This is a genomic window from Aureimonas phyllosphaerae (assembly GCF_047943035.1).
GTDB classification, from domain to species: domain Bacteria; phylum Pseudomonadota; class Alphaproteobacteria; order Rhizobiales; family Rhizobiaceae; genus Aureimonas; species Aureimonas phyllosphaerae.
Window position 1 is genome coordinate 3,507,178 of sequence record NZ_CP181348.1, and the last position, 21,624, is coordinate 3,528,801.

The 21,624-nt window shown below is 66.6% G+C and carries 27 protein-coding genes and 1 tRNA gene; 17 read left to right on the forward strand and 11 right to left on the reverse strand.

All coding sequences use genetic code 11. From position 1 onward, the window contains the following. The first annotated feature begins 5 nt into the window (after nt 1-5). The 3 genes from ACLNGM_RS16820 (at nt 6) to ACLNGM_RS16830 (ending at nt 3,181) form a co-directional block, all read left to right on the forward strand. Complete coding sequence (locus ACLNGM_RS16820; protein WP_090957969.1) at nt 6-566, forward strand: polysaccharide biosynthesis/export family protein; 561 nt, start codon at nt 6-8, stop codon at nt 564-566. A gap of 129 nt (nt 567-695) precedes the next feature. Next, entirely contained in the window at nt 696-2,225 is a 1,530-nt protein-coding gene (locus ACLNGM_RS16825) for an undecaprenyl-phosphate glucose phosphotransferase (protein WP_416355791.1), read from the forward strand. A 98-nt stretch (nt 2,226-2,323) separates the two neighbouring features. Beyond that, complete coding sequence (locus ACLNGM_RS16830; protein WP_416355792.1) at nt 2,324-3,181, forward strand: sugar phosphate isomerase/epimerase family protein; 858 nt, start codon at nt 2,324-2,326, stop codon at nt 3,179-3,181. Nucleotides 3,182-3,223: 42 nt separating this feature from the next. Here ACLNGM_RS16830 and ACLNGM_RS16835 read toward each other — a convergent pair whose 3' ends face one another. Both ACLNGM_RS16835 and ACLNGM_RS16840 read right to left on the reverse strand, forming a co-directional pair. Beyond that, the gene (locus ACLNGM_RS16835) at nt 3,224-3,568 is read right to left on the reverse strand and encodes a RidA family protein (protein WP_090957975.1); all 345 of its coding nucleotides are present in this window, start codon (nt 3,566-3,568) and stop codon (nt 3,224-3,226) included. 72 nt (nt 3,569-3,640) lie between these two features. Beyond that, entirely contained in the window at nt 3,641-3,814 is a 174-nt protein-coding gene (locus ACLNGM_RS16840; protein WP_416355793.1) for a hypothetical protein, read from the reverse strand. 212 nt (nt 3,815-4,026) lie between these two features. On the opposite strand from ACLNGM_RS16840, the gene ACLNGM_RS16845 reads away from it, so the two are divergent. After that, nucleotides 4,027-4,938 (forward strand): ABC transporter substrate-binding protein, encoded by a 912-nt coding sequence (locus ACLNGM_RS16845; protein ID WP_416355794.1) that lies wholly within the window; start codon nt 4,027-4,029, stop codon nt 4,936-4,938. 63 nt (nt 4,939-5,001) lie between these two features. Here ACLNGM_RS16845 and ACLNGM_RS16850 read toward each other — a convergent pair whose 3' ends face one another. The 6 genes from ACLNGM_RS16850 to ACLNGM_RS16875 form a co-directional block, all read right to left on the reverse strand. Continuing rightward, nucleotides 5,002-5,166, reverse strand: a complete 165-nt coding sequence (locus tag ACLNGM_RS16850) for a hypothetical protein (protein WP_175526713.1) — start codon at nt 5,164-5,166, stop codon at nt 5,002-5,004. Nucleotides 5,167-5,224: 58 nt separating this feature from the next. Beyond that, a complete protein-coding gene (gene minE, locus ACLNGM_RS16855; protein WP_416355795.1) occupies nt 5,225-5,494 on the reverse strand; it encodes a cell division topological specificity factor MinE in 270 nt (89 codons plus the stop codon). Further along, entirely contained in the window at nt 5,491-6,306 is an 816-nt protein-coding gene (minD, locus tag ACLNGM_RS16860; protein WP_055887570.1) for a septum site-determining protein MinD, read from the reverse strand. The genes minE and minD overlap by 4 nt, the downstream gene beginning before the upstream one ends. Nucleotides 6,307-6,365: 59 nt before the next feature. Continuing rightward, nucleotides 6,366-7,136, reverse strand: a complete 771-nt coding sequence (minC, locus tag ACLNGM_RS16865; protein ID WP_416358474.1) for a septum site-determining protein MinC — start codon at nt 7,134-7,136, stop codon at nt 6,366-6,368. Between the two features lie 150 nt (nt 7,137-7,286). Next, entirely contained in the window at nt 7,287-8,039 is a 753-nt protein-coding gene (locus ACLNGM_RS16870; protein ID WP_416355796.1) for an SDR family NAD(P)-dependent oxidoreductase, read from the reverse strand. Nucleotides 8,040-8,138: 99 nt separating this feature from the next. Continuing rightward, entirely contained in the window at nt 8,139-8,627 is a 489-nt protein-coding gene (locus ACLNGM_RS16875) for a TspO/MBR family protein (protein WP_416355797.1), read from the reverse strand. A gap of 104 nt (nt 8,628-8,731) precedes the next feature. On the opposite strand from ACLNGM_RS16875, the gene ACLNGM_RS16880 reads away from it, so the two are divergent. The 9 genes from ACLNGM_RS16880 (at nt 8,732) to ACLNGM_RS16920 (ending at nt 16,154) form a co-directional block, all read left to right on the forward strand. After that, nucleotides 8,732-9,853: a glycosyltransferase family 4 protein gene (locus tag ACLNGM_RS16880; RefSeq protein ID WP_416355798.1), complete on the forward strand. Its 1,122-nt coding sequence runs from the start codon at nt 8,732-8,734 to the stop codon at nt 9,851-9,853. Nucleotides 9,854-10,035: 182 nt separating this feature from the next. Then, complete coding sequence (locus ACLNGM_RS16885) at nt 10,036-11,169, forward strand: DegT/DnrJ/EryC1/StrS family aminotransferase (protein WP_416355799.1); 1,134 nt, start codon at nt 10,036-10,038, stop codon at nt 11,167-11,169. Between the two features lie 113 nt (nt 11,170-11,282). Continuing rightward, complete coding sequence (locus tag ACLNGM_RS16890) at nt 11,283-11,513, forward strand: hypothetical protein (RefSeq protein ID WP_416355800.1); 231 nt, start codon at nt 11,283-11,285, stop codon at nt 11,511-11,513. Next, nucleotides 11,510-11,812: a hypothetical protein gene (locus ACLNGM_RS16895; RefSeq protein ID WP_090957990.1), complete on the forward strand. Its 303-nt coding sequence runs from the start codon at nt 11,510-11,512 to the stop codon at nt 11,810-11,812. Before ACLNGM_RS16890 ends, ACLNGM_RS16895 begins: the two co-directional genes overlap by 4 nt. Nucleotides 11,813-11,936: 124 nt before the next feature. Then, on the forward strand, nt 11,937-12,974 hold the full coding sequence (locus tag ACLNGM_RS16900) for a cysteine synthase A (RefSeq protein WP_416355801.1): 1,038 nt from the start codon (nt 11,937-11,939) through the stop codon (nt 12,972-12,974). Continuing rightward, nucleotides 12,974-13,711, forward strand: a complete 738-nt coding sequence (locus ACLNGM_RS16905; RefSeq protein ID WP_416358475.1) for an alanyl-tRNA editing protein — start codon at nt 12,974-12,976, stop codon at nt 13,709-13,711. Before ACLNGM_RS16900 ends, ACLNGM_RS16905 begins: the two co-directional genes overlap by 1 nt. A gap of 26 nt (nt 13,712-13,737) precedes the next feature. Further along, nucleotides 13,738-14,598: a 3-mercaptopyruvate sulfurtransferase gene (gene sseA / locus ACLNGM_RS16910; RefSeq protein WP_416355802.1), complete on the forward strand. Its 861-nt coding sequence runs from the start codon at nt 13,738-13,740 to the stop codon at nt 14,596-14,598. A gap of 10 nt (nt 14,599-14,608) precedes the next feature. Then, nucleotides 14,609-15,133 (forward strand): GNAT family N-acetyltransferase, encoded by a 525-nt coding sequence (locus ACLNGM_RS16915; RefSeq protein WP_055887592.1) that lies wholly within the window; start codon nt 14,609-14,611, stop codon nt 15,131-15,133. Then, nucleotides 15,120-16,154, forward strand: a complete 1,035-nt coding sequence (locus ACLNGM_RS16920) for an alpha/beta hydrolase (protein WP_416355803.1) — start codon at nt 15,120-15,122, stop codon at nt 16,152-16,154. Before ACLNGM_RS16915 ends, ACLNGM_RS16920 begins: the two co-directional genes overlap by 14 nt. A gap of 3 nt (nt 16,155-16,157) precedes the next feature. Here ACLNGM_RS16920 and ilvA read toward each other — a convergent pair whose 3' ends face one another. Further along, nucleotides 16,158-17,411: a threonine ammonia-lyase IlvA gene (ilvA, locus tag ACLNGM_RS16925; protein ID WP_416355804.1), complete on the reverse strand. Its 1,254-nt coding sequence runs from the start codon at nt 17,409-17,411 to the stop codon at nt 16,158-16,160. A gap of 349 nt (nt 17,412-17,760) precedes the next feature. On the opposite strand from ilvA, the gene ACLNGM_RS16930 reads away from it, so the two are divergent. Next, nucleotides 17,761-17,842, forward strand: a tRNA-Leu gene (locus ACLNGM_RS16930). A gap of 259 nt (nt 17,843-18,101) precedes the next feature. Continuing rightward, complete coding sequence (locus ACLNGM_RS16935; protein ID WP_090958001.1) at nt 18,102-18,287, forward strand: hypothetical protein; 186 nt, start codon at nt 18,102-18,104, stop codon at nt 18,285-18,287. 61 nt (nt 18,288-18,348) lie between these two features. Here ACLNGM_RS16935 and wrbA read toward each other — a convergent pair whose 3' ends face one another. Continuing rightward, the gene (gene wrbA / locus ACLNGM_RS16940) at nt 18,349-18,948 is read right to left on the reverse strand and encodes an NAD(P)H:quinone oxidoreductase (RefSeq protein WP_090959017.1); all 600 of its coding nucleotides are present in this window, start codon (nt 18,946-18,948) and stop codon (nt 18,349-18,351) included. Between the two features lie 192 nt (nt 18,949-19,140). Here wrbA and ACLNGM_RS16945 point away from each other — a divergent pair, with 192 nt between their 5' ends. After that, a complete protein-coding gene (locus ACLNGM_RS16945) occupies nt 19,141-19,887 on the forward strand; it encodes a competence/damage-inducible protein A (protein WP_416355805.1) in 747 nt (248 codons plus the stop codon). A 32-nt stretch (nt 19,888-19,919) separates the two neighbouring features. On the opposite strand, the gene ACLNGM_RS16950 is transcribed toward ACLNGM_RS16945, so the two are convergent. Then, nucleotides 19,920-20,612, reverse strand: coding sequence for an LssY C-terminal domain-containing protein (locus tag ACLNGM_RS16950; RefSeq protein ID WP_416355806.1), 693 nt, complete (start codon nt 20,610-20,612; stop codon nt 19,920-19,922). A gap of 77 nt (nt 20,613-20,689) precedes the next feature. On the opposite strand from ACLNGM_RS16950, the gene gpt reads away from it, so the two are divergent. After that, nucleotides 20,690-21,187, forward strand: a complete 498-nt coding sequence (gpt, locus tag ACLNGM_RS16955; RefSeq protein WP_416355807.1) for a xanthine phosphoribosyltransferase — start codon at nt 20,690-20,692, stop codon at nt 21,185-21,187. Nucleotides 21,188-21,624 lie beyond the last annotated feature (437 nt).

Genomic DNA, 21,624 nt, shown 5'->3' on the forward strand with positions numbered 1-21,624 from the left:
CCACCATGCGAGTCGCACGCGCAGCCCTCGTGGCGCTATCGGCCAGCCTTCTGGGCGGCTGCGTGACGACCCCTCCACCGCCGGAAGCCTTTCATGCCGCTTTGAATCAGGAATATCGCCTGGACGCGGGCGATCGCCTGCGCGTCACCGTTTTCGAGCAGGACAGCCTCAGCGCGATCTATGCCGTCGACAAGGCCGGCTACCTGTCGCTTCCGCTGATCGGCTCCGTGCCGGCGCGCGGCAAGACACCCGACGAGGTGCGCAGCGCCATCACGGCGGCACTGCGCAATGGCTTCCTGCGCGATCCCGACGTCTCGGTGCAGGTCGAGCAGTATCGTCCGTTCTTCGTCATGGGCGAGGTCGCGACGGGTGGGCAGTATTCCTACGTTCCAGGCATGACGGTTCAGAACGCGGTGGCGATCGCCGGCGGCTTCTCGCCGCGGGCCGAAAAGCGCACCGTCGACATCACGCGTCAGGTCAACGGCCAGGTGATCACGGGTCGCGTCGTCCTGTCCGACCCCGTGCTGCCAGGCGATACGGTGACGATCCGAGAGCGTCTGTTCTAGTCAGCCGGCCAAGAATTCGCCAACTCCTTCGAATGATGTCTATTGTTGTGAGCCTTCATTAGCCTATCGATGAGAGTGTGCCAGTCGAGCACGATCCAGGATCGCGCCATACGACGGGGACTCTCGATCATGGCTTTGAAGCGGAGCGAACAGGCTCTTTTCGCGCGCGAAGCGATTCGAACGTTTCAACCCGATCACCCGCCGCGCCTCGTCGAGGCAAGCGTTCTTAATCCGCATGCTCGACGCATCGCCGAGCAGTTCAACAAGAACGTCCTGTCGCCGCGACTCCTCTCCGGCCTGTTCGGCCTTGGCGAGTTCGCGGTGCTGCTGATCATCGCGATCACAATATTTTCCGCCTACGGCCGTCTTGCAGACGCCCCCCTCGCACTGCCTCTCTCCGGGCTGGCGATCGCGACGCTCGCGCTTCTCCACGGCTACGAACCCTCGCAGCTTCGATCGCAGCGACGCCAGCCGGTGCGCGTCGCGCTCGCGATGGTGGCCGGGATCGCCGCGACGGTTCCCTGCGCAGCCTGGACCGGCAGCCTCGACGCGCCGCTCGGCGCCTGCCTCCTGACCTACGCCGCAGTTTCGATCGGCGCGCTGACGCTCGGACGGCGCATTCTGGCCCGCCGCATCCGGCACTGGAGCCGCACGGGTCGGCTGGAGCGCCGCGTGGTACTCGTCGGCGGCGGCGGCGCGGCCGAGCAGTTCATCCGGCAGCTCGACGCCGTCCCTGACAGCGATATCCGCATCTGCGGCATCTTCGACGACCGCGACGGCGACCGTTCGCCACCGCTCGTCGCGGGCTATCCGAAGCTCGGCACGATCGCCGAGCTCACCGAGTTCGCGCGCATCGCCAAGATCGACATGCTGGTCGTCACCCTGCCGCTGTCGGCCGAGAAGCGCATCCTGACGATCCTCAAGTCGCTCTGGGTCCTGCCGCTCGACATCCGGATCTCGGCGCTGTCGCAGAACCTGCGCTTCCGCTCGCGCTCCTATTCCTACATGGGCGACGTGCCGATGCTGGACGTGATGGATCGTCCGATCGCCGACTGGAACCAGGTCGCCAAGCGCGGCTTCGATCTCGTCTTCGGCATTGCCGCTCTGATCGCGGTCGCGCCGATCATGGTCGTCACAGCCATCGCCATCAAGCTCGACACGCCCGGCCCCGTCTTCTTCCGGCAGAAGCGGCACGGCTTCAACAACGAGGAAATCCTCGTCTGGAAGTTCCGCTCGCTGCGGCACGACATGGCCGATCCGACCGCGCGCAAGCTGGTGACCAAGGGAGACCTGCGTGTCACCCGCGTCGGCCGCTTCATCCGCCGCTCGTCGATCGACGAACTGCCGCAGCTCTTCAACGTCCTGATCGGCAATCTGTCGCTGGTCGGCCCGCGCCCGCATGCCGTGCATGCCCAATCCAGCACGCAGGTCACCTTCACCGAGATCGTCGACGGCTACTTTGGTCGCCACAAGGTGAAGCCCGGCATTACCGGCTACGCGCAGCTGAAGGGATGGCGGGGCGAGATCGACGACGACGTGAAGCTGCAGAAGCGCTTCGAACACGATCTCTTCTACATCGAGAACTGGTCGCTGCTCCTCGACCTCTACATCTTGTTCGCCACGCCCTACAGCCTTCTCAACCCCAAGGGCGCGTACTGACGGCGGCCAAAAAAGCGCAGGCTCCTGCCAAATCACGCGTTCTTCCGCCTCCTCGTCCGTGCGATACGAAGCGATCGTCGACGAGGAGGATTTCAGCGATGAGCGTACAGGGATTTGGCGTCCACACGGCCATGTGGTCGATGGAGTGGGACCACGCGGCGGCGGAGTTCGCGATCCCGGAAGCGGTGAAGTACGGGATCGACTTCCTCGAGATCACCATTCCCGACCCGCGCGTCATCGATGCCGCGCACACGCGCGCGCTTCTCGAGCGGCACGAGGTCGACTGCGTCTGCTCGCTGGGCATGCCGCTCGACCGCCTGCCGACCAACAATCCCGAGGGCGCCTGGGAGTACCTGAAGATCGCGCTCGACCAGTCGAAGGCGATCGGCGCCAAGGCGCTGAGCGGCGTCGTCTATGGCGGCATCGGCCAGCGCACGGGCTTCCCGCCGACGCCGGACGAAATCGACGCGACCGCGCGCATCGTCGAGAAGGCGGCGAACTACGCCGATGATCTTGGCATGCTCTACGGCCTCGAGGCCGTGAACCGCTACGAGAACCACATCCTCAACACCGCGCGGCAGGCGGTGGACATGGTGGAGCGGGTGGGCGCGCCCAACCTCTTCGTCCACCTCGACACGTATCACATGAACATCGAGGAGAAGGGCATCGCGAACGGCATCCTGACCGCACGCGAGCACCTGAAGTACATCCACCTGTCGGCGAGCGACCGCGGCACGCCGGGTGCCGACACCGTGGCCTGGGACGAGGTCTTCGGCGCCCTCGCGGCTATCGGCTTCAAGGGCGGCATGGCGATGGAAAGCTTCATCACCGTTCCGCCGGCGCTCGCCGCCGCGCTGTCGGTGTGGCGGCCCGTGGCGCCCGCACGCGAGATCGTGCTGGGCGAAGGCCTGCCGTTCCTGCGCAACAAGGCGCGCCAGTACGGCCTGATCTCGTAAAACCGAAGCAAGGCGGAGGCCCGAAGCTTCCGCCTTGCAGGATCAGATCGCCGCGACGACGATGATCTCGACGCGGTATTCCGGTGCGGCCAGAGCCGACTCGCCCGTCGCGCGCGCCGGCGGATTGGCGGGATCGACCCACGCGTCCCACACGGCGTTCATGGCCGCGAAGTCTTTCATGTCGGCGAGCCAGATGGTCGCTTGCAGGATCTTCGACTTGTCCGAACCGGCCTCGGCCAGCAGGCGGTCGATCTCGGCGAGCACGGTCTCGGTCTGCTTGGAGACGTCCTCGCCGGGATTGCCGACCTGACCGGCAAGGTAGACGGTGTTGCCGTGGACCACGGCGGCGCTCATGCGACGGCCGGGCTCGATGCGACGAATGCTCATGAAACTCTCCGAATCGTTCGGTTCTGCGAGAGCTTCATACGGCGTGGCAGTCGGCTTGGACAGCGGCCGGGGTCAGCGACCCGCGTGGACCCGCGCCATCGCCTGACGGTCGCGGGGCGACCATCCGGCGGGCTGGGCGTCGCGCTTGTAGAGCTGGTTCAGATCGTCGACGAGCCCCTGCTCGATCGCCTCGTTACGCGTGATCAGACCGGCCTCGTAGGCCTCGATGATATCGGTCGTGCTCATGTGTCCCACCCTTCCTTTGTCCAGTTCGCGGAATCCGCGGATCAGGGTTCGGTTCCGAGTCTCTTAAGATTTTGAGGCGGCAAAGCGGCGCACCCCGTCGTCGCATGGGAACTTCCTTGCGCCTCGCCCCTTGAGAACGCCCGCTTCGGCGACAGAATCCAAAGGGCGCGCAGCCGATCCCCGGCGCGAAGCGCGAGGGGAATGTAACGGTCATGCGTCTGAAGTCTTTTGCGCTCGCCCTGACGGCGGCGGTGTTGCTGTCGCAGACGGCGCTTGCCGCGCCGGTCGTCGTGTCCTCGAAGATCGACACCGAAGGCGGCGTCCTCGGCAACATGATCCTTCTGGTGCTTCAGAACGCCGGCATCGAGACGACGGGCCGCATCCAGCTCGGCGGAACACCGGTCGTGCGCAACGCGATCACGGCCGGCGAGATCGACATCTATCCGGAATACACCGGCAACGCGGCCTTCTTCTTCAACAAGGCCGACGACGCGCTCTGGAAGGACGCGGCGAAGGCATACGAGGAAGCCAAGACGCTCGACTACGACGCCAACAAGATCGTCTGGCTGACGCCCTCGCCCGCCAACAACACCTGGGGCATGGCGGCACGCAAGGACGTGGCGGACGAGAACAAGCTCGTCACCCTGTCGGACTTCGGCAAATGGGTTGCGGGCGGCGGCGCGGCCAAGCTTGCGGCCTCGGCCGAGTTCGTCAATTCGGCGTCGGCGCTGCCCTCGTTCCAGACCGCCTACGGCTTCCAGCTGAAGCCGGACCAGCTGCTGACCCTCTCCGGCGGTGACACGGCGGCGACGATCGCCGCGGCCGCGCAAGGGACCAACGGCGTCAATGTTGCGATGGTCTACGGCACCGACGGCGGCATCGCGCCGTCCGGCCTCGTCGTTCTGGAGGATGACAAGAGCGTCCAGCCGGTCTACCAGCCGGCGCCGATCGTGCGCGAGGACGTGCTGAAGGCCAATCCGCAGATCGCCGACCTCCTGAAGCTTGTGTTCGAGGGTCTCGACCTCGTGACGCTGCAGGAACTGAACGGACGCGTCCAGGTCGGTGGCGAACCGGCGAAGGCAGTGGCCGAAGCCTATCTCCGCTCGAAGAACCTGATGAAGTAACGCCGCAAAGGCGTTGCGTCGTAAAAGAAAGGGCCCGACAGCGACGCTGCCGAGCCCTTTTCGTCATTGGCGGATCGCCGCCTTTTCGGCCTGCGCTTCGCAGACCTCGACGTGCTTGAGCAGCGCCTCGGTCGAGAGCACGGCCGCAATGCTGCGGATGTTGCGTCCCTGCATCTGCGGCAGCTGCTGCACCCGCTGGAGGCGGACCAGGAGTTCGGCTCGGTTCATCGCTATCTCCTTTTTCGCGATGGCGGAGTTCGGCCGGCGGCGTGGTGCCGCCGGTCGATCAGTGCGTGGCGGCTGTCGCCAGCTGCGGCAGCTCGATGTCGACTTCGAGGGTCGAGATCTGCTCGCCCCGGTCCATCTTCACCTTCACCTTGTCGCGGTTGACCGGCATGTGCTTGGCGATCACCGCAAGGATCTCCTCGCGCAGTACGGCGACGAGGTCGTTCTGGCCGATCTCGGCGCGCTCGTGCGCCAGAAGGACCTGCAACCGCTCACGCGCGGCGGGCGCCGTCGTGGACGATCGCTTCTGGAAGAAACCGAACAGGCTCATGCGGCCCTCCGGTTGAAGAACTTGCCGAAGAGACCCTTCTTGTCGGAGGGCACGTTCATCGGGATGGTCTGACCCATCAGACGCTTGGCGGCGTCCATGTAGGCGCGGGCCGGGGCGCTCGCCGCGTCCGACAGCGTGACCGGGGTGCCGAGGTTCGAGGCGCGCAGGACTTCCGGGCTCTCCGGCACGATGCCGAGAAGCGGGATCGACAGGATCTCGAGGACGTCGTCGACCTTCAGCATGTCGCCGCGCTCGGCGCGGGCCGTGTCGTAGCGGGTGAGAAGCAGATGCTTGTCGATGCGGCCGCCGCTCTCGGCGCGCAGCGTCTTGGAGTCGAGCAGGCCGATGATGCGATCGGAGTCGCGCACCGACGAGACTTCCGGGTTGGTGACCACCACCGCGACGTTCGCATGGCGCATGGCCAGCGTCGCGCCGCGCTCGATGCCGGCCGGGCTGTCGCAGATCACCCAGTCGAACATCGACCGGAGCTGATCCATCACCCGATCGACGCCGTCCTGCGTGAGGTTGTCCTTGTCGCGGGTCTGCGAGGCGGGCAGCAGGCAGAGCGTGTCGACGCGCTTGTCGCGGATCAGCGCCTGATTGAGGTTCGCGTCGCCCTGGACCACGTTGATCAGGTCGTAGACCACGCGGCGCTCGGCGCCCATGACGAGGTCGAGATTGCGCAGGCCGACGTCAAAATCGACGACCACCACCTTCTGGCCGTTCTGTGCCAGCGCGGCGCCGAGCGCGGCTGTCGAGGTCGTCTTTCCGACGCCTCCCTTGCCCGATGTCACCACCATCACTTCAGCCATTGGGGCCCGTCCTCTTCATGGTTGTCTTTCCGGTCGTCCCGCCGTCGCCGTCATGGCGATCAGTTCGCGAGGGCGACCGTCCTCAGCACGGTATCGTCGAGCCAGACGTGAACCGCCTGGCCGCGCATCTTGGGGTCGATGTCCTCGGCGGTCTTGTAGAGACCGTCGATCGCGATGAGTTCCGCTTCCAGCTTGCGGCAGAAGATGCGCGCATTGGCGTTTCCAGCCGAACCCGCCAGCGCCCGGCCGCGCAGAGCGCCGTAGACGTGGATCGAGCCGCCGGCGATCACTTCGGCGCCCGAGGAGACGGAGCCGAGCACGGTGACGTCGCCTTCGGGGAAGATGATCGACTGGCCGGAGCGGACCGGCTCGTCGATCAGGAGCGAGGGCGTCGTCGCGACATGCGTCGCGCGCACCGGTTCGGGCGTCTTCGGCGCTTCGGCGCCTGCAGCCGCCGACTTCGCCTCCTTGGCTGCGGGGCCACCTTCCGGCGTCTCCGGTGCCTCGATGTCGGCGGCGTTCCGGCCGCCCTTCATCTCCGGCGGCATGCCGGGCGAAAGAATGGAGGGCAACGCGCCCTCGATGCCCATCACCCGCACGTTGCGCTTGGTGAGCTCGGCCAGAAGGTCGGTGAGCTGCTCGCGCGTGATCGGCAGACCCGCCACGTCCAGCACGATCGGCCTGCCGAGGAAGAAGCCGGTCGAGCGGCGTGCGAGGTCGTCCAGCTGGGTCAGCCATTCGCCGAAGGGAAGCTCGGGCGACAGCACCAGGGCCAGGAAGGACCGGCCGCGAAGGCGGACCGCTTTGCGTGTGGGTAAGGCTTCGGTCATCTTCATTAACGTTTCGTTGCCAGCCGATCTAAGCGCCTCAGGCTTAACCGAGGGTTAACTCCTGCAGCACGCGCCAGCCTTGCGTCGGCGCGCAAACGAAAACGGCCGCCCCGAGGGCGGCCGTCGCGGCAGGCTACAAGGGAGGCGCGATCAGAGCGCGCCACCCTCCACCATGAAGTTGTTGGCCGTGCACATCGCCGCATCGTCTGAGGCGAGGAACAGCACCATGCGGGCAACATAGACCGGCTCCACGGGCACCGGCAGGCACTGGCGCTCGAGCTGGGCATTGAGGCTTTCCTCGGTGACCCAGAGCTGCTTCTGCCGCTCGGTCATGATCCAGCCCGGCACAACCGTGTTGACGCGAATCCCGTGCGGGCCCAGGTCGCGCGCGAAGGAGCGCGTCATGCCGTGAACGCCCGACTTGGCCGTCGTATAGACCGGCATGCCGCCGCTCGCCTGCATCCAGGAGTTCGAGCCGAAATTGATGATCGAGCCGCCCTTGGCCGCGATCATGTCCGGCGCGACGGTCTGCGTCGCGAAGAAGGCGTGGCGCAGGTTGGCCGCGATCCGCTCGTCATAATAGTCCGGCGTCACCGTCTCCCAGCCGTGCCGGTCGTCGCGCGCGGCGTTGTTGACGAGGATGTTGGCGGCGCCGACCCGCTCCTTCAGCCGCCCGAAGGCCGCCTTCAGCGCCTCAATGTCGCGCAGGTCGCACGACTCGAAAGCGACGTCGGATCCGAGTTCGGCCGCTAGCGCCGAACCCCGCTCCGCATCGATGTCGACGAAGCCGACCCGCGTGCCCTGTTCGGCGAAGGCGCGCACCATGTCGGCACCGATGCCGGACGCGCCGCCGGTGATGAAGGCCGTGCGCCCCTTGAGGCTCGGATAGATGGCGAAGGTCATGGTCTCTCTCCCGGCGAAACGCTCGTGTCGCAGGGGCTTTGCGCCGGGCGCGGGATCGGGGTCAAGCCGCTCGCCGGAAATACGCAGACAAGTTTGCGTTCAGGCGAACACGCCGCGATCGCGGTTGAGGCGCCAGACCGAGAAGTTCAAACCGAACGCGACGCAGACCCAGGCGAGATATGGCAGGAGAAGCCATGCGGCCGTTCGGCTGTAGGGCGCGAAGGCGAACGCGGTGGCCGCGACCGCCAGGGCAAGAAGCCCGATATCGGCGAGGGCCAACAGCGGCTTGCGCAATCCGAAGAAGAGCCACGACCACAGGAAGTTCAGGATCATCTGGATGCCGAACAGCGTGAAGGCGCCCGCCGGCCATCCGGCAGCCCGCCAGACCAGCCAGCCGGAGACGGCGATCAGCAGATAGAGGATCGACCAGACGATCGGGAACGCGAGGTTCGGCGGCGTCCAACCGGGTTTGCGCAGGCCGACGTACCAGGGACCCGGCTTGAACAGGATGCCGCTCGTGGCGACCAGTCCGGACAGCGCCACGAAACCGAGGAGAACGAGACCGTCTTCGAGCGTCATGCGGATCATGCCCTTTGCCATTCGGCGGAAGGTAGCGCCGTTCCCCAGGTCTTTCCATTCGCCGCAACCGCGGCTAACCAGTCAGCGACGTCGACCACCGCACCGGACGCCCCTTGGCCAAGCTCGCATTCATTGTCACCGAGGACTGGTTCTTCGCATCGCACTTCCTGCCGATGGCCCGGGCGGCGGTCGCGATGGGGCTCGATGTCGTGGTGATCGCACGAGTCCGTGCCCATGCCGCTGCGATCGAGGCGACGGGCGCGCGGGTGCGATCGCTCGAGGCCGAGCGACGCAGCCTCAACCCGCTGGCGGCGGGCGCGACGGTGCTGCGTCTCGCCCGCATCCTGCGCGAGGAGAAGCCGGACATCGCGCACTGCATCTCGCTGAAGCCCATTCTCGTCGGCGGTGCCGCCTGTCGTCTGGCCGGCATTCGCCGCCGCGTGTTCGCGCTGACCGGTCTCGGCTTTCTCGGCGCCAAGACCGACCGCACCGGCCGCAGCGCGCGCTGGGCGCTCCGCCGGATCATCCGCGGCGGCCTTGCCTCGGACCGCACCCGGTTCGTGTTCGAGAACGAGGACGACCCTCGCCTCCTCGGGCTCGACGCGGCGGCCGACGACGTGACGATCCTCGGAGGCGCGGGGATCGATCCCGAAGCCTATCTCGCAACCGCGCTGCCACCGGGCGACGCGCTCCGCCTCGCCGTGGTGTCGCGCATGCTGTGGTCGAAGGGCGTCGACATTGCGGTGGAGGCCGTCGAGCGCGCCCGCAGAGCGGGGGCGGATGTCACGCTCTCGCTCTACGGCGCACCGGATCCCTCGAACCCGAAGGCCATCCCGCTGGCAACGCTGCAGGAGTGGTCGAACCGTCCGGGCATCATCTGGCATGGGCCGACGACGTCGCCTGCCGCGGTCTGGCGCGAGCATCACGTCGCCTGCCTGCCGTCGCGCGGTGGCGAGGGCCTGCCGCGCACGCTTCTGGAATCCGCCGCCTGTGGGCGGGCGGCGCTGACCACCGACGTTCCCGGCTGCCGCAGCTTCGTGCGCGACGGCATCGACGGCTTCGTCGTGCCGGTCGATGACGCGGGCGCGCTGGCGACCGCCATCGGCAAGCTCGCGGCGGATCGCACCCTTGCCGAGAGGATGGGCGCGTCGGCCGCGGTGCGCGTACGCAACGGGTTCACCGAGGCGGACGTGCGTGCGCAGATGCAGGCCCTCTACCGAGATCTCCTCCGTTGAAGATACGCCGTTTCCATCACGCTGCGCCCACCGAATGCGCCAAACGTGATGCCTCACCCCAGCAAGGCGCTTGATTTGCCCGCGCGAACGGGTAGCCCTGCAATTCACGTCTTTCCCCACCGCGACGGGCCGCTCGCCAATCCAGCGATGCGACGCCGGGAGCGCGAACCGCAGGATCCCCCATGAACCAGGCCATCTCCTTCATCGACCTCGCCACCCAGCGTGACCGTATTCGCGACCGGATCGAGGCCCGCTTCTCGCGCATCATGGACCAGGGCTCCTTCATCATGGGCCCGGACGTCATGGAGTTGGAGGCGCAGCTTTCCGACTTCGGCGGCATGGCGCACACCATCTCCTGCGCCTCCGGCACCGACGCGCTCCTGATGCCGCTGATGGCCTGGAACATCGGTCCCGGCGATGCGGTCTTCGTGCCAAGCTTCACCTTCGCGGCGACCGCCGAAGTGGTCGGCCTCGCCGGCGCTGCACCCGTCTTCGTCGAGGTGCTGCCGGACACGTTCAACATGGACCCGGCGCACCTGCGCCGCACGATCGAAGAGACCCTAGCCAAGGGCGACCTCACGCCGCGCGCCATCATCGCCGTCGATCTCTTCGGCCAGATCGCCGACTACCCGGCCATTCGCGCCGTGGCCGACGAGTTCGGCCTCAAGCTCATCTCGGACGCCGCCCAGGGCTTCGGCTCGACGCTGGACGGACGGATGGCGGGCGCCTGGGCCGACGTTGTCGCAACGAGCTTCTACCCGGCCAAGCCGCTCGGCTGCTACGGCGACGGCGGCGCGATCCAGACGGACGATGTGGGTCTCGCCGACGTCCTGCGATCCATCCGCGTCCACGGCAGCGGCAGCGACAAGTACGACAACGTGCGCCTCGGCCTGACCGGCCGGCTCGACACGTTCCAGGCCGCGGTGCTGATCGAGAAACTCGCGCTCTTCCCGGAAGAGATCGAAGCGCGCATGCGCATCGCCGCGCGCTACTCGGAGATGCTGGACGGCATCGTCGCGCCGCAGACCATTGCCCCGAACATCGTCTCGACCTGGGCGCAGTATACGGTCCGTGTGCCGGGCGGACGCCGCGACGCCTTCATGTCGTCGTTGAAGGAAGCCGGCGTTCCCAGCGTAATCTATTACGGAAAGCCGCTCCATCGGCAGACCGCCTACAGGCATTGGCCGGTCGGCGGAAACGGCCTGCCGGTGACGGATCAGCTCTGCACCGAGGTCGTCAGCCTGCCGATGCACGCCTATCTCGATGAGGCGACGCAGGACCGCATCGTCGAGGCGGCACGCGCGGCTCTCGTCTGAGGCACTTCGCGAACGCAGTCTGGAATTGGACTAATTATCATCTTTCGTCAGTGACTTGCGCAGCTTTTCTCACGTGATACGACCGTTGCGGTTCGAGATTGCGGGAGTCGAGGATGAGTGTCGTCACACCGGTCGAAGTGCTGGCCGTTCTCGGTCCGGTCAGCGCCGTGGTGGTCCATGAAATGGTTCGCAGCCGTGTGTCGGCGGCCGAACTCCGCGAGGCGCTCCGTCGCCTGCGGCATGGCGAAATGGACGAGTTCGAGGCCTATGCGGAGCTCGATGGCCGCACGCGCCGCGTCGTCGATCTCCTGGGCAGCGTCGAAGCCGGGGAGCCTCGTGCATGAGCAGCGATCCCGCGGGCCGTTCCGTCGAAACGGCGCAAAGTCTGGCGCGGCTGTTCGAACTCGCGATGCGCGACGGCCGGACGCCGCCGCTAAAGGCGCTGGAACACATCGCGCGGGCGCTCGGCGCCCTCTACCAGGACGTCGCCTCGGCGCATCGCGGCCCCGCCGCCTGCCCATGCGGATGGGTGCCTGCGGGAGACGATCTCGTCCGACTTGCGGAAGCGCTTCGCTCGGGCTCGCACCGCACGGCAGCGGTGGGGAGAGACCTTCGCGCGATGACGCCAGCGGGCCGCGCGTGACGATCCACCGGTTCTGATCGGAAACCGCGTTCCGCGGGATGGCTTTCCGGCAGCAAGCCCTTCCTTGTCTCGCTCCGCGCCGCACCTTACCGTCCTGCGAAACGAATCCGGTCGCCAGGACATCATGCCTCGATATAACTCCGTCATCGACGCCATCGGCAATACGCCGCTGATCCGCCTCGCCAAGGCTTCGGAGCTGACGGGCTGCGAGATCTACGGCAAGGCCGAGTTCATGAACCCGGGCCAGTCGGTGAAGGACCGCGCGGCGCTCTTCATCATCCGCGACGCCGAAGCCAAGGGCCTGCTGCAGCCGGGCGGAACGATCGTCGAGGGCACCGCAGGCAACACCGGCATCGGGCTGGCGATGGTGGCCGATGCGCTCGGCTACAAGACAGTGATCGTGATTCCGGAAACCCAAAGCCAGGAGAAGAAGGACGCGCTGCGCCTCTGGGGCGCCGAGCTGATCGAGGTTCCGGCGGTCCCCTACAAGAACCCGAACAACTACGTGAAGCTGTCCGGGCGACTTGCCGAACAGCTGGCATCGAGCGTTCCCGGCGGCGCGATTTGGGCCAACCAGTTCGACAACACGGCCAACCGCGACGGGCACGTCGTCACCACCGCCGAAGAGATCTGGCACCAGACCGACGGCCAAGTCGACGGCTTCATCTGCGCAGTCGGTACGGGCGGAACGCTGGCCGGTACGGCGATGGGCCTGAAGCGCCGATCCGGCCACATCAAGATCGGTATCGCGGACCCAATGGGCGCGGCGCTGCACAGCTACTACACATCCGGCACCTTCGCTTCCGAGGGAAGCTCCATCACCGAGGGCATCGGCCAGGGCCGCATCACCGCGAACCTCGAGGGCTTCACGCCGGACTTCGCCTACCAGATTCCCGACGAGGAAGCCCTGCCGATCGTCTTCGACCTGATCGGCGACGAAGGTCTCTGCCTCGGGGGATCGTCCGGCGTGAACATCGCCGGCGCCATTCGCATGGCGCGGGAGATGGGGCCTGGCCATACGATCGTGACCATCCTCTGCGACTACGGCAATCGCTACCAGTCCAAGCTCTTCAACCCGGACTTCCTGCGCGAGAAGAGCCTCCCCGTGCCGGCATGGCTGGAGCGCAAGCCTACCATCTCCGTTCCCTACGAGGCGGTCTGATCATGGCCCGCACCGAGGCTGCCTATCTCGACGACGCCTATCTCTCGACGCTGGAGGCCACGGTCGTCGCGCACGAACGCGATCGCGGCATCGTCGTCGACCGCTGCAACTTCTATCCGGCGGGCGGCGGTCAGCCCGGCGATACCGGTTCGATCGAGCTGGCCGACGGGCGACAGGTCCCGGTCGTCGACACGCGATACGGCGAGGATCGCTCGCAGATCGTCCTGCATCTCGGCGACAGCGACAGGCCGTCCGTCGGGGACAGGCTGGTCCTGCATGTCGACTGGGCGCGTCGCTACAAGATGATGCGCATGCACACCGCGCTCCATCTCCTGACCGTCGTCTGCCCTTTCCCCGTCACGGGCGCTGCCGTCGGCGAGGACGAGGGCCGGCTCGACTTCGACATGCCGGAGGCCGACACCGACAAGGACGAGGTGTCGAAGGCGCTCGCCAAGCTCGTGGCCGAGAACCACAAGGTGTTCACGCGCTGGATCACCGACGAGGAGCTCGACGCCAATCCGGGGCTCGTGAAGTCGGCCAACGTCCGGCCGCCGCGCGGAACGGGGCGCGTCCGTGTCGTGGTCATCGGCGAGGACGGCTCGATCGACTCTCAGCCCTGCGGCGGCACCCATGTCGGCGAAACGCAGGAGATTGGCGAGATCTACGTCGCCAAAATCGAGAAGAAGGGGCGCACGAATCGCCGCTTCCGCCTGCGCTTCGGTCATCCGGCCGTCTGACCCCCTACGATCGCCGAGGTCCTGTCATGACCAGCAATCCGTTCCTGATCTCCACCGAACACCTCGCCCGCGAGATCGGCCACCCCGGCCTGTCGATCGTCGACGCCTCCTGGTATCTGCCGGCACAGAAGCGCTTCGCGCATCCGGAGTTTCTCGCCGGGCACGTTCCCGGCGCGGTCTTCTTCGATCAGGACGCGGTGGTCGCGCCGTCGTCCGACCTTCCTCACACCCTTCCCTCGGCGGAGAGTTTCGCGAAGGCTGCCGGGGCGCTCGGCATCCGTCACGCCGATACGATCGTCGTCTATGACGGCCTCGGCCTCTTCAGTGCGCCGCGCGTCTGGTGGATGTTCCGCACATTCGGCGCAAAGGACGTGCGCATCCTCGACGGCGGCTTTCCCGCATGGATCGCGGAGAGCCGCCCGGTCGAGACCGGGGAGCCAGTGATCGAGCCGGCCACCTTCGAAGCGACGTTCGACGCATCGGCGGTGGCGACGTTCGACGAGATGCGCGCGGTCGTCGAGCATGGCTCCAGGCAGATCGCGGATGCCCGGCCCGCCGCCCGCTTCACGGCCGAAGCGCCGGAGCCGAGGCCCGGCGTACGGGGCGGACACATGCCCGGCGCGCGTTCCCTGCCCGCCTCCGACCTGTCCGTTGACGGCCGCCTGAAGTCGCCGGAGGAACTCTCGCGCCTGTTTGCCGAGGCTGGCGTCGACGTCGATGCGCCGATCGTGACCTCGTGCGGATCGGGCGTAACGGCCGCGACGATCAATTTCGCGCTCGCCTCGCTCCACAAGAGCGACGTGAAGCTCTATGACGGCTCCTGGACCGAATGGGGCTCGCGCCCCGACACGCCTGTGGAAGGCGGACCAGCCAGCCCAAGGACTTGAACCGACCTACATGCGCATTCTGAGGACCACTGTCACTCAGCTCGTGATGCACCAGCCTCCCGAGCACCCGACGCCTGCGCCGCGCAACGGCCGGGCTTACGAGGTCCTGAAGGTTCGCCAGATCCCGCTGGCCTACTACCGCTTCCTCTATGCGGCGGTCGGTCGCGGGCATCATTGGACGTCGCGCAATCTCGGCGACGAGGCCTTGGCGCGCGAGATCCATGCACCGAACGTGCGTATGCGCATCCTCTACTGCGACGGCGCGCCGGCGGGCTGGTTCGAGCTCGACGCAGGCCGCGCGCCCCGCGAGACGCGCCTCGTGCATTTCGGCATCATGCCAGAGTTTCGCGGCCAGGGCCTCGCGCGTCACCTTCTCGGCCAGGCGATCGTCGCGGGCTTCGAGGAAATGCCGAGCGCGCTGACCGTGGAGACCAACACGCTCGATCACCCCGCCGCCCTGCCGCTCTACCGGAAGCTCGGCTTCCGACCGGTCTCCACGCGCGAAGTCACGACGGCCGCCCATGACGACGACTGACCCGGCTCCCCCGTCATCGCAACCGGCACCTGCGGCTCGCGGCGGCGGCCTTCTCGGACGCGTCGTTCTGGTGCTCGTCGGTCTCGTTCTCGTAGGTCTCGCGCTTGCCTTCGTCTTCGGACCGCGCGAACCCGTCCGACTGACGACGTCGTTCGATCCGGCCGCGATCGGCAGCGATCCCGCCCGATACCTTGCGGGCGAAGAGGCGAACGTGCCGAACCTTCGCCCGCAGGCGGAGAAGGAGATCGTCTGGGCATACCCGGCCTCACGCGCCAAGACCCCTCTCGCGATCGTCTACACCCACGGCTTCTCGGCTTCGAAGGGCGAGACGCGCCCGCTGGCAGACGCTGTCGCCAAGGAACTGGGCGCCAATCTCTTCTACACGCGCCTTGCGGGACACGGACGCGATGCCGCCGCTATGGAGCAGGCCGAGGTCGGCGACTGGATCGACGACTTCGCCGAGGCCATGGCGATCGGCCGGGCGATCGGCGAGCAGGTGGTGGTGATCGGCACGTCCAACGGCGGAACACTTGCGACGATCGGCGCCAGCCGGCCTGATCTATCGCATGGTCTTGGGTCGCTCGTCGAAATCTCGCCGAACTTCGCCCTTCGCGAATGGCGCTCCTTCATCCTGACGCTTCCCTTCGCGCGCGACCTCCTGCCCTATCTCGGCCCCGCGACCTACGGCTCGGGCGACGGATCGAACGGCGTCTGGACCACGAACTATCCCTCGGCGGCTCTCTTGCCGATGGCTCGGCTCGTGGAGGTGGCGCGTCGGATCGATCCGGCGACGATCAAGACACCAGCGCTGTTCCTGTTCTCGCCGAACGACGCCACGGTTGACCCGCAGGGAACCCGCGAGATCGCCGCGCGCTGGGGTGGGCCGCACGAGGTGATCGAGGTGACCGACAGCACCGATCCGACGCAGCACGTGATCGCGGGCGACATTCGCTCGCCCGCCACCACTGCGCCGCTCGCCCGGCAGATCAGCGACTGGATCCGCCGGACGCTCGGCAGCTGACAATCAGATCAGGAGATCCGACATGATCTGGTTGTCGGTGATGTCCTGATAGCGGATGCCAGCTTCGGCAAAACGCTGCAGCAGCGTGTCGAAGTTGCCGGCATGCCGGGTCTCGATGCCGAGGAGGATCGAGCCGAAGTCGCGGGCCGACTTCTTGAGGTACTCGAAGCGCGCCACGTCGTCCTCGGGCCCGAGGAGGTCGAGAAAGTCGCGCAGGGCGCCGGGGCGCTGGGCAAGGCGCAGGATGAAGTACTTCTTCAGCCCCTCGAAGCGCAGCGCCCGCTCCTTCACGTCAGGCAGGCGCTCGAAGTCGAAGTTGCCGCCCGACACCACGAGGACGACGGTCTTCCCGCGCACTTCGCTTCCGAGCGCGCGCAAGGCATCGATGGCAAGCGCGCCAGCCGGCTCCAGCACGATGCCCTCGACGTTCAGCATCTCGATCATCGTCTGACAGAGCCGCCCTTCCGGGCACAGCAGCACGTGCTCGGGCGTGAAGCGGCTGAGGATCTCGAACGGCAACGCGCCGATCTCGGCGACCGCCGCGCCGTCGACGAATCCGTCGACCTGCTCAAGCCGAACCCTCCGACGCTCGATCAGGCTAGTGCGAAGGCTCGGCGCGCCGAGCGGCTCGACGAGGCGGATGTCGGGGCTCGACGGCCCCTCGAAGACGCGCGTCATGCCCGACGCGAGACCGCCGCCGCCGACCGGCAGGATCAGCATCTCGGGATGTTCATGGCCCAGTTGCTGCATCACCTCGAGCCCGACCGTCGCCTGTCCCTCGACGATATCCGGGTGGTCGAAGGGCGGCACCATGGCGGCCCCCGTCTCCTCGGCGTAGCGGCGGGCGGCGGCATAGCTTTCGTCGAAAATGTCGCCGACGAGTTCGATCTCGATCGCGTCGCCGCCGAACATGCGCGTCTTGGCGATCTTCTGCTGGGGCGTGGTGACGGGCATGAAGACCCGGCCCTTCAGCCCGAAGTGCTTGCAGGCGAAGGCGAAGCCTTGCGCGTGATTGCCGGCGGAGGCGCAGGTGAAGCTCGCGGCGGTCTCGCCCGCTTCGATGCGCTTGCGCATGAAGTTGAAGGCGCCGCGGATCTTGTAGGAGCGAACGGGCGTCAGATCTTCCCGCTTGAGGAAGACGCGCGCGCCGTAGCGGTTCGACAAGTGCTCGTTGAGCTGGAGCGGCGTCTCGGGAAACAGGTCGCGCAGCGCGCCGAGGGCGGCCTCGACGCCGGTACGAAAATCGACGTTGGTCATGGATGATCCAGGATACTTCAGAAAAAGCGCGACACGGGACCGGTGCGCCGAAAGGGTGCGGGGCGATGTCCCCGGCGGTCGGATCGGGACGATGCGCCGGATCGGCGCCGGATCGTCTCCGCCGGACGTGCCCTCGTTGACCGTGCTTATCGGGCGGCGGTCAGCGAAAGGACGCCGGCGCCGATAATGAGGAGAAAGGCTCCGCCGATCGAAGCAACAAATGGCATCGCGCGCTCCCTTTTCCCTTGCGTTTCCTGTGCGCGTTCCATGGGCCAACATCGCCGACTTGTAAAGCCGCAAGCCCCTTCCGCTGACGCGTTGGCCGCATTAGAAGCGACCGGGGCCCGAGGCAGGCGTGGCGAAATGGTATACGCGACGGACTTAAAATCCGTTGTCCGAGTGGCATGCGGGTTCGAGTCCCGCCGCCTGCACCCCGTAACACGATGGGTCATCACGATGTCGGCCGGATCAAATGTTCAGCTTGCACCGTGTCTTCGACGTAATCATCAGACTAAATGAACGTCGGCGGAACACGGACTGTCGAACGATTGTCGGACAGAAGATAAGCCGGCGAACGACTGCTGAAGTGTCGCAGCGACTTATCGAAGATTTGTTTGTCTTCCCCGCGGGGACGTGTTCTTCTCGGGCGGTTAACGGAGGAACGGCAGCAGCTCGAGAAGGGATCGATCTATGCCCGACATCAAGCGCATCCCATTGTCCGCCTCGATACCGTCCGATCCCTGGCTGGATTCGGAGGACGAAACCGCGTCCGACCTTCTTCAGCACCTCCAGAGCGACAATCTGGCGCTCTCTCGGCTGCGCGACGCTCTGGTCGCCGACGGCGAACAGGTCGGATCGGCGAACGCCTTTTCTTGACCTGCCGTCATTGGCCGACAGTCCGGCCCCTCTCGTGTGAGAGAAGCCGGAGACCTTGGCGTCAGGCCGTGAGCTTGGCGGCGATCTGAGCGATGTGACGGCCCTGGAAGCGGGCGCCGTCGAGCTCGATCGCGCTCGGCTGGCGCGAACCGTCGCCGTTGGCGATCGTGGTCGCGCCGTAGGGCGAGCCACCGACGATCTGGTCGGAGGCCATCTGGCCCTGGAAGGAATACGGCAGGCCGACGATCACCAGGCCATGGTGCAGCAGCGTCTTATGCACCGAAAGGATCGTCGCCTCGTTGCCGCCGTGCTGGGTGGCCGAGGACGAAAACACGCCACCGACCTTGCCGATCAGCTTGCCCTGCGCCCAAAGGCCGCCGGTGCGGTCCCAGAAGGAGGCCATCTGCGAGGCCATGTTGCCGTAGCGCGTGGGAACGCCGACGATGATCGCATCGTACTGGGCAAGCTCGTCCGGCTGGGCTTCGGGGAAGTCGTGGTTCGTCTTGAAATGCGCGGCGGCGACCACCTCGGCCGGCGCGGTTTCGGGCACACGCTTGATGTCCACCTCGGCGCCGCCGTCGCGTGCGCCCTCGGCCACGGCTTTCGCCATGGTCTCGATGTGGCCGTAGCTCGAATAATAGAGAACCAGTACCTTCGCCATCGCATCCTCGTCCATTGCCGGAAACTCCGTGCGGCGTCCGGGCCTCGCCGTGTGTCGCACTTAGAGCGTTCGCGTTACAAGAATACGAGGCCTCGGCGACGTGACGCACCGTTTACCGATCGGCCGCGTCGGGCGCCCCCTTTCCTTCCGCCGTGTTCCGCCCCAAACCATCGGCTTTGGCGGAGAGAGCGGATGACGGACGCGCAGAAGGTTCACACGGCGGCGATGCTGGCGATCGGAGACGAGCTCCTGTCCGGCCGCACCAAGGACCGCAACATCGCCCATCTCGCCAGCGTGCTGACGCTGGCCGGGCTCGACCTTCGCGAAGTGCGCATCGTTCCGGACGTCGAGGAGGAGATCGTGGCCGCGCTCGACGCGCTGCGCACGCGCTACGACTTCGTCTTCACTTCCGGCGGCATCGGACCGACGCATGACGACATCACGGCCGACGCGATCGGGCGCGCCTTCGGTCTGCCGGTCGAGCCTCATCCCGAGGCCACGCAACTGCTCGCCGCCTATTACGAAAGCCGGTCCCTGCCCTTCACCGATGCGCGCCGTCGGATGACCCGCACGCCGCGCGGCGCGTCGCTGATCGACAACCCAGTGTCGAAGGCGCCGGGCTTCCGCGTCGGCAACGTCTTCGTCATGGCGGGCGTGCCCGGCATCTTCACCGCGATGCTCGACAAAATCCTGCCGACCCTGCCGACGGGCCCGGTGATGTTGAGCACGGCGATCGCCTGCCCGTTCGGCGAAGGCGACATCGGCGGCCCGCTTTCCGAAATCCAGAAGCGCCACCCGGAGACGGCGATCGGCTCCTATCCGAAGTTCGACGGGCAGCGGTACTCGACCGAACTCGTGGTGCGCTCGCGCAGCGAGGCGGCACGTGATGCCGCAGCGGCGGAAATCCAAGCAATGATCGAAGGCCTTGCCAAGCCCTGACGGGACGACGCCCGAGGTCCGCGGCATCTTTCCTATGAGCCGTCGAGGACGAGGATGCGCGCATCGCCGTCCGTCCGGTACGGACTGCCCTCGCCGTTCCGCCCGTCCTGCACCGGTCCGATCCCGGTGACGGTGCGGACTGCGGTGACCATACCCGTGGCGTCGAGGTCTGCGACGAGACCGTTGCGAGCGGCATCGACGTCGGGCGCGATCAGGTGGGTCACGGCGCCCGTGTAATGGCTGAAGCCGACCCCGGCATCGAATGTCACCGATCCGGGGAACGACACCCCGTCGCCGAAGGTTGGCTGCGCCCAGAACCTGACATGCTGGCGACGGTCGGCACTTTGTCCGACGGGCTTCTCGAAGGCGACCGTCTCGACATGGCCGTCGTAGAGGAGCGGACTGACGGGCGCCTGCGGATACGGCCTGTCGAACAGGACGCTCGCCGCAATGCGCAGGCTCGACACGATCGTGACGGGATCGGCGGGATGCCAGCCGGCATCCGCCATCGCGCGATCGAGGGCCGCACGATCGCCGACGATCCCGACATTGATCGGGTCGCCGGGTCGCCCCTGGAGCGTCACCGTCACCATCGGCCGCAGCAGGCCGGCACTGCGCTCGTCGTAGCGGGTCCAGATGCGGGGCAGAACGAGATAGGCCGCAAGGCCGTAGGTTGTGAGAGCTAGGACGACCGCGAGGAGGCCGTGGGCGAGGATCCGTCGCATGATGCTTCCCGTCCGGCCGTCTTGCGCCGGCCACGACGACAAGCTATCGCGCCCGTCAGCCTTGAGGAGATCCGCCGATGTCGACGCCCGAAAAGTCCTTCCCCGTCTCCTGGGAACAGTTCCACCGCGATGCGCGCGCGCTTGCCTGGCGGCTGGCGGGACAGCGGTCGGAGTGGAAGGCGATCGTCTGCATCACGCGCGGCGGGCTCGTGCCGGCGGCGATCATCGCCCGCGAACTCGGCACCCGCATGATCGAGACGGTCTGCATCGCCTCGTATCACGAGTACGACACGCAAGGGGAACTGCAGGTTCTGAAAGACATCGCCCCCGCCCTGCGCGAGGACGATGGCGACGGCATCCTGATCGTCGACGACCTCACCGATACCGGTAAGACGGCCGCCCTCGTGCGCGCCATGCTGCCGAAGGCTCACTTCGCGACGGTCTACGCCAAGCCGAAGGGCCGCCCGCTGGTCGACACCTTCATCACGGAAGTCAGCCAGGACACGTGGATCTTCTTCCCGTGGGATCTCGGCCTGTCGTTCCAGGCACCGATCGCCAAGGGCTCGGCGGGCTGAGCCCGCCGCTGGGGCGCAACCCCGCCGGGGCAATTCGCAAGTCAGCCTTATCCCCAGCTTCCACACCCGTCCCACGCCCTTTTTCGGGGCGTCTGGCGCCGTCATCCACGCGTCATTAACGTCATCTGCAGAACCGAACCGTCGGGGCGCTCCCACCAACCTGTGGATAAGCATTTCGCTCGGGAACCGATGGTTCCATCGAGGTTTGAATCGCGAGACACGGACGGTCGAAATTCGTTCGAATTTTAACCATCCTCCAAGATGTGGATATCCGACCCCTAGAATTGGTAGTCGATCGAAACGTCGACACCATATATGGTAGGGTCTACCAATTGAGAATCATCTGCCACCGGTACGACCGGGTCGGGCATCGGCTGAGGAGTCGATGAAGGCCGCGTCGTGTCCGTATGTGGCGAGAGGCATCGGAGCTGGACCAT

Excerpts from the sequence above, each read along its gene's own strand:
- ACLNGM_RS16920 (WP_416355803.1), top strand. The coding sequence starts at position 15,120 with ATGACGACGACTGACCCGGCTCCCCCGTCATCGCAACCGGCACCTGCG.
- ACLNGM_RS16835 (WP_090957975.1), bottom strand. The coding sequence starts at position 3,568 with ATGAGCATTCGTCGCATCGAGCCCGGCCGTCGCATGAGCGCCGCCGTG.
- ACLNGM_RS16875 (WP_416355797.1), bottom strand. The coding sequence starts at position 8,627 with ATGATCCGCATGACGCTCGAAGACGGTCTCGTTCTCCTCGGTTTCGTG.
- ACLNGM_RS16885 (WP_416355799.1), top strand. The coding sequence starts at position 10,036 with ATGAACCAGGCCATCTCCTTCATCGACCTCGCCACCCAGCGTGACCGT.
- ACLNGM_RS16870 (WP_416355796.1), bottom strand. The coding sequence starts at position 8,039 with ATGACCTTCGCCATCTATCCGAGCCTCAAGGGGCGCACGGCCTTCATC.
- minE (WP_416355795.1), bottom strand. The coding sequence starts at position 5,494 with ATGAGCCTGTTCGGTTTCTTCCAGAAGCGATCGTCCACGACGGCGCCC.
- ACLNGM_RS16820 (WP_090957969.1), top strand. The coding sequence starts at position 6 with ATGCGAGTCGCACGCGCAGCCCTCGTGGCGCTATCGGCCAGCCTTCTG.
- ACLNGM_RS16850 (WP_175526713.1), bottom strand. The coding sequence starts at position 5,166 with ATGAACCGAGCCGAACTCCTGGTCCGCCTCCAGCGGGTGCAGCAGCTG.
- ACLNGM_RS16915 (WP_055887592.1), top strand. The coding sequence starts at position 14,609 with ATGCGCATTCTGAGGACCACTGTCACTCAGCTCGTGATGCACCAGCCT.
- wrbA (WP_090959017.1), bottom strand. The coding sequence starts at position 18,948 with ATGGCGAAGGTACTGGTTCTCTATTATTCGAGCTACGGCCACATCGAG.
- ACLNGM_RS16900 (WP_416355801.1), top strand. The coding sequence starts at position 11,937 with ATGCCTCGATATAACTCCGTCATCGACGCCATCGGCAATACGCCGCTG.
- ACLNGM_RS16830 (WP_416355792.1), top strand. The coding sequence starts at position 2,324 with ATGAGCGTACAGGGATTTGGCGTCCACACGGCCATGTGGTCGATGGAG.
- ACLNGM_RS16890 (WP_416355800.1), top strand. The coding sequence starts at position 11,283 with ATGAGTGTCGTCACACCGGTCGAAGTGCTGGCCGTTCTCGGTCCGGTC.
- ACLNGM_RS16840 (WP_416355793.1), bottom strand. The coding sequence starts at position 3,814 with ATGAGCACGACCGATATCATCGAGGCCTACGAGGCCGGTCTGATCACG.
- ACLNGM_RS16935 (WP_090958001.1), top strand. The coding sequence starts at position 18,102 with ATGCCCGACATCAAGCGCATCCCATTGTCCGCCTCGATACCGTCCGAT.
- sseA (WP_416355802.1), top strand. The coding sequence starts at position 13,738 with ATGACCAGCAATCCGTTCCTGATCTCCACCGAACACCTCGCCCGCGAG.
- ACLNGM_RS16845 (WP_416355794.1), top strand. The coding sequence starts at position 4,027 with ATGCGTCTGAAGTCTTTTGCGCTCGCCCTGACGGCGGCGGTGTTGCTG.
- ACLNGM_RS16825 (WP_416355791.1), top strand. The coding sequence starts at position 696 with ATGGCTTTGAAGCGGAGCGAACAGGCTCTTTTCGCGCGCGAAGCGATT.
- ilvA (WP_416355804.1), bottom strand. The coding sequence starts at position 17,411 with ATGACCAACGTCGATTTTCGTACCGGCGTCGAGGCCGCCCTCGGCGCG.
- ACLNGM_RS16945 (WP_416355805.1), top strand. The coding sequence starts at position 19,141 with ATGACGGACGCGCAGAAGGTTCACACGGCGGCGATGCTGGCGATCGGA.
- gpt (WP_416355807.1), top strand. The coding sequence starts at position 20,690 with ATGTCGACGCCCGAAAAGTCCTTCCCCGTCTCCTGGGAACAGTTCCAC.
- ACLNGM_RS16950 (WP_416355806.1), bottom strand. The coding sequence starts at position 20,612 with ATGCGACGGATCCTCGCCCACGGCCTCCTCGCGGTCGTCCTAGCTCTC.
- ACLNGM_RS16895 (WP_090957990.1), top strand. The coding sequence starts at position 11,510 with ATGAGCAGCGATCCCGCGGGCCGTTCCGTCGAAACGGCGCAAAGTCTG.
- minC (WP_416358474.1), bottom strand. The coding sequence starts at position 7,136 with ATGACCGAAGCCTTACCCACACGCAAAGCGGTCCGCCTTCGCGGCCGG.
- minD (WP_055887570.1), bottom strand. The coding sequence starts at position 6,306 with ATGGCTGAAGTGATGGTGGTGACATCGGGCAAGGGAGGCGTCGGAAAG.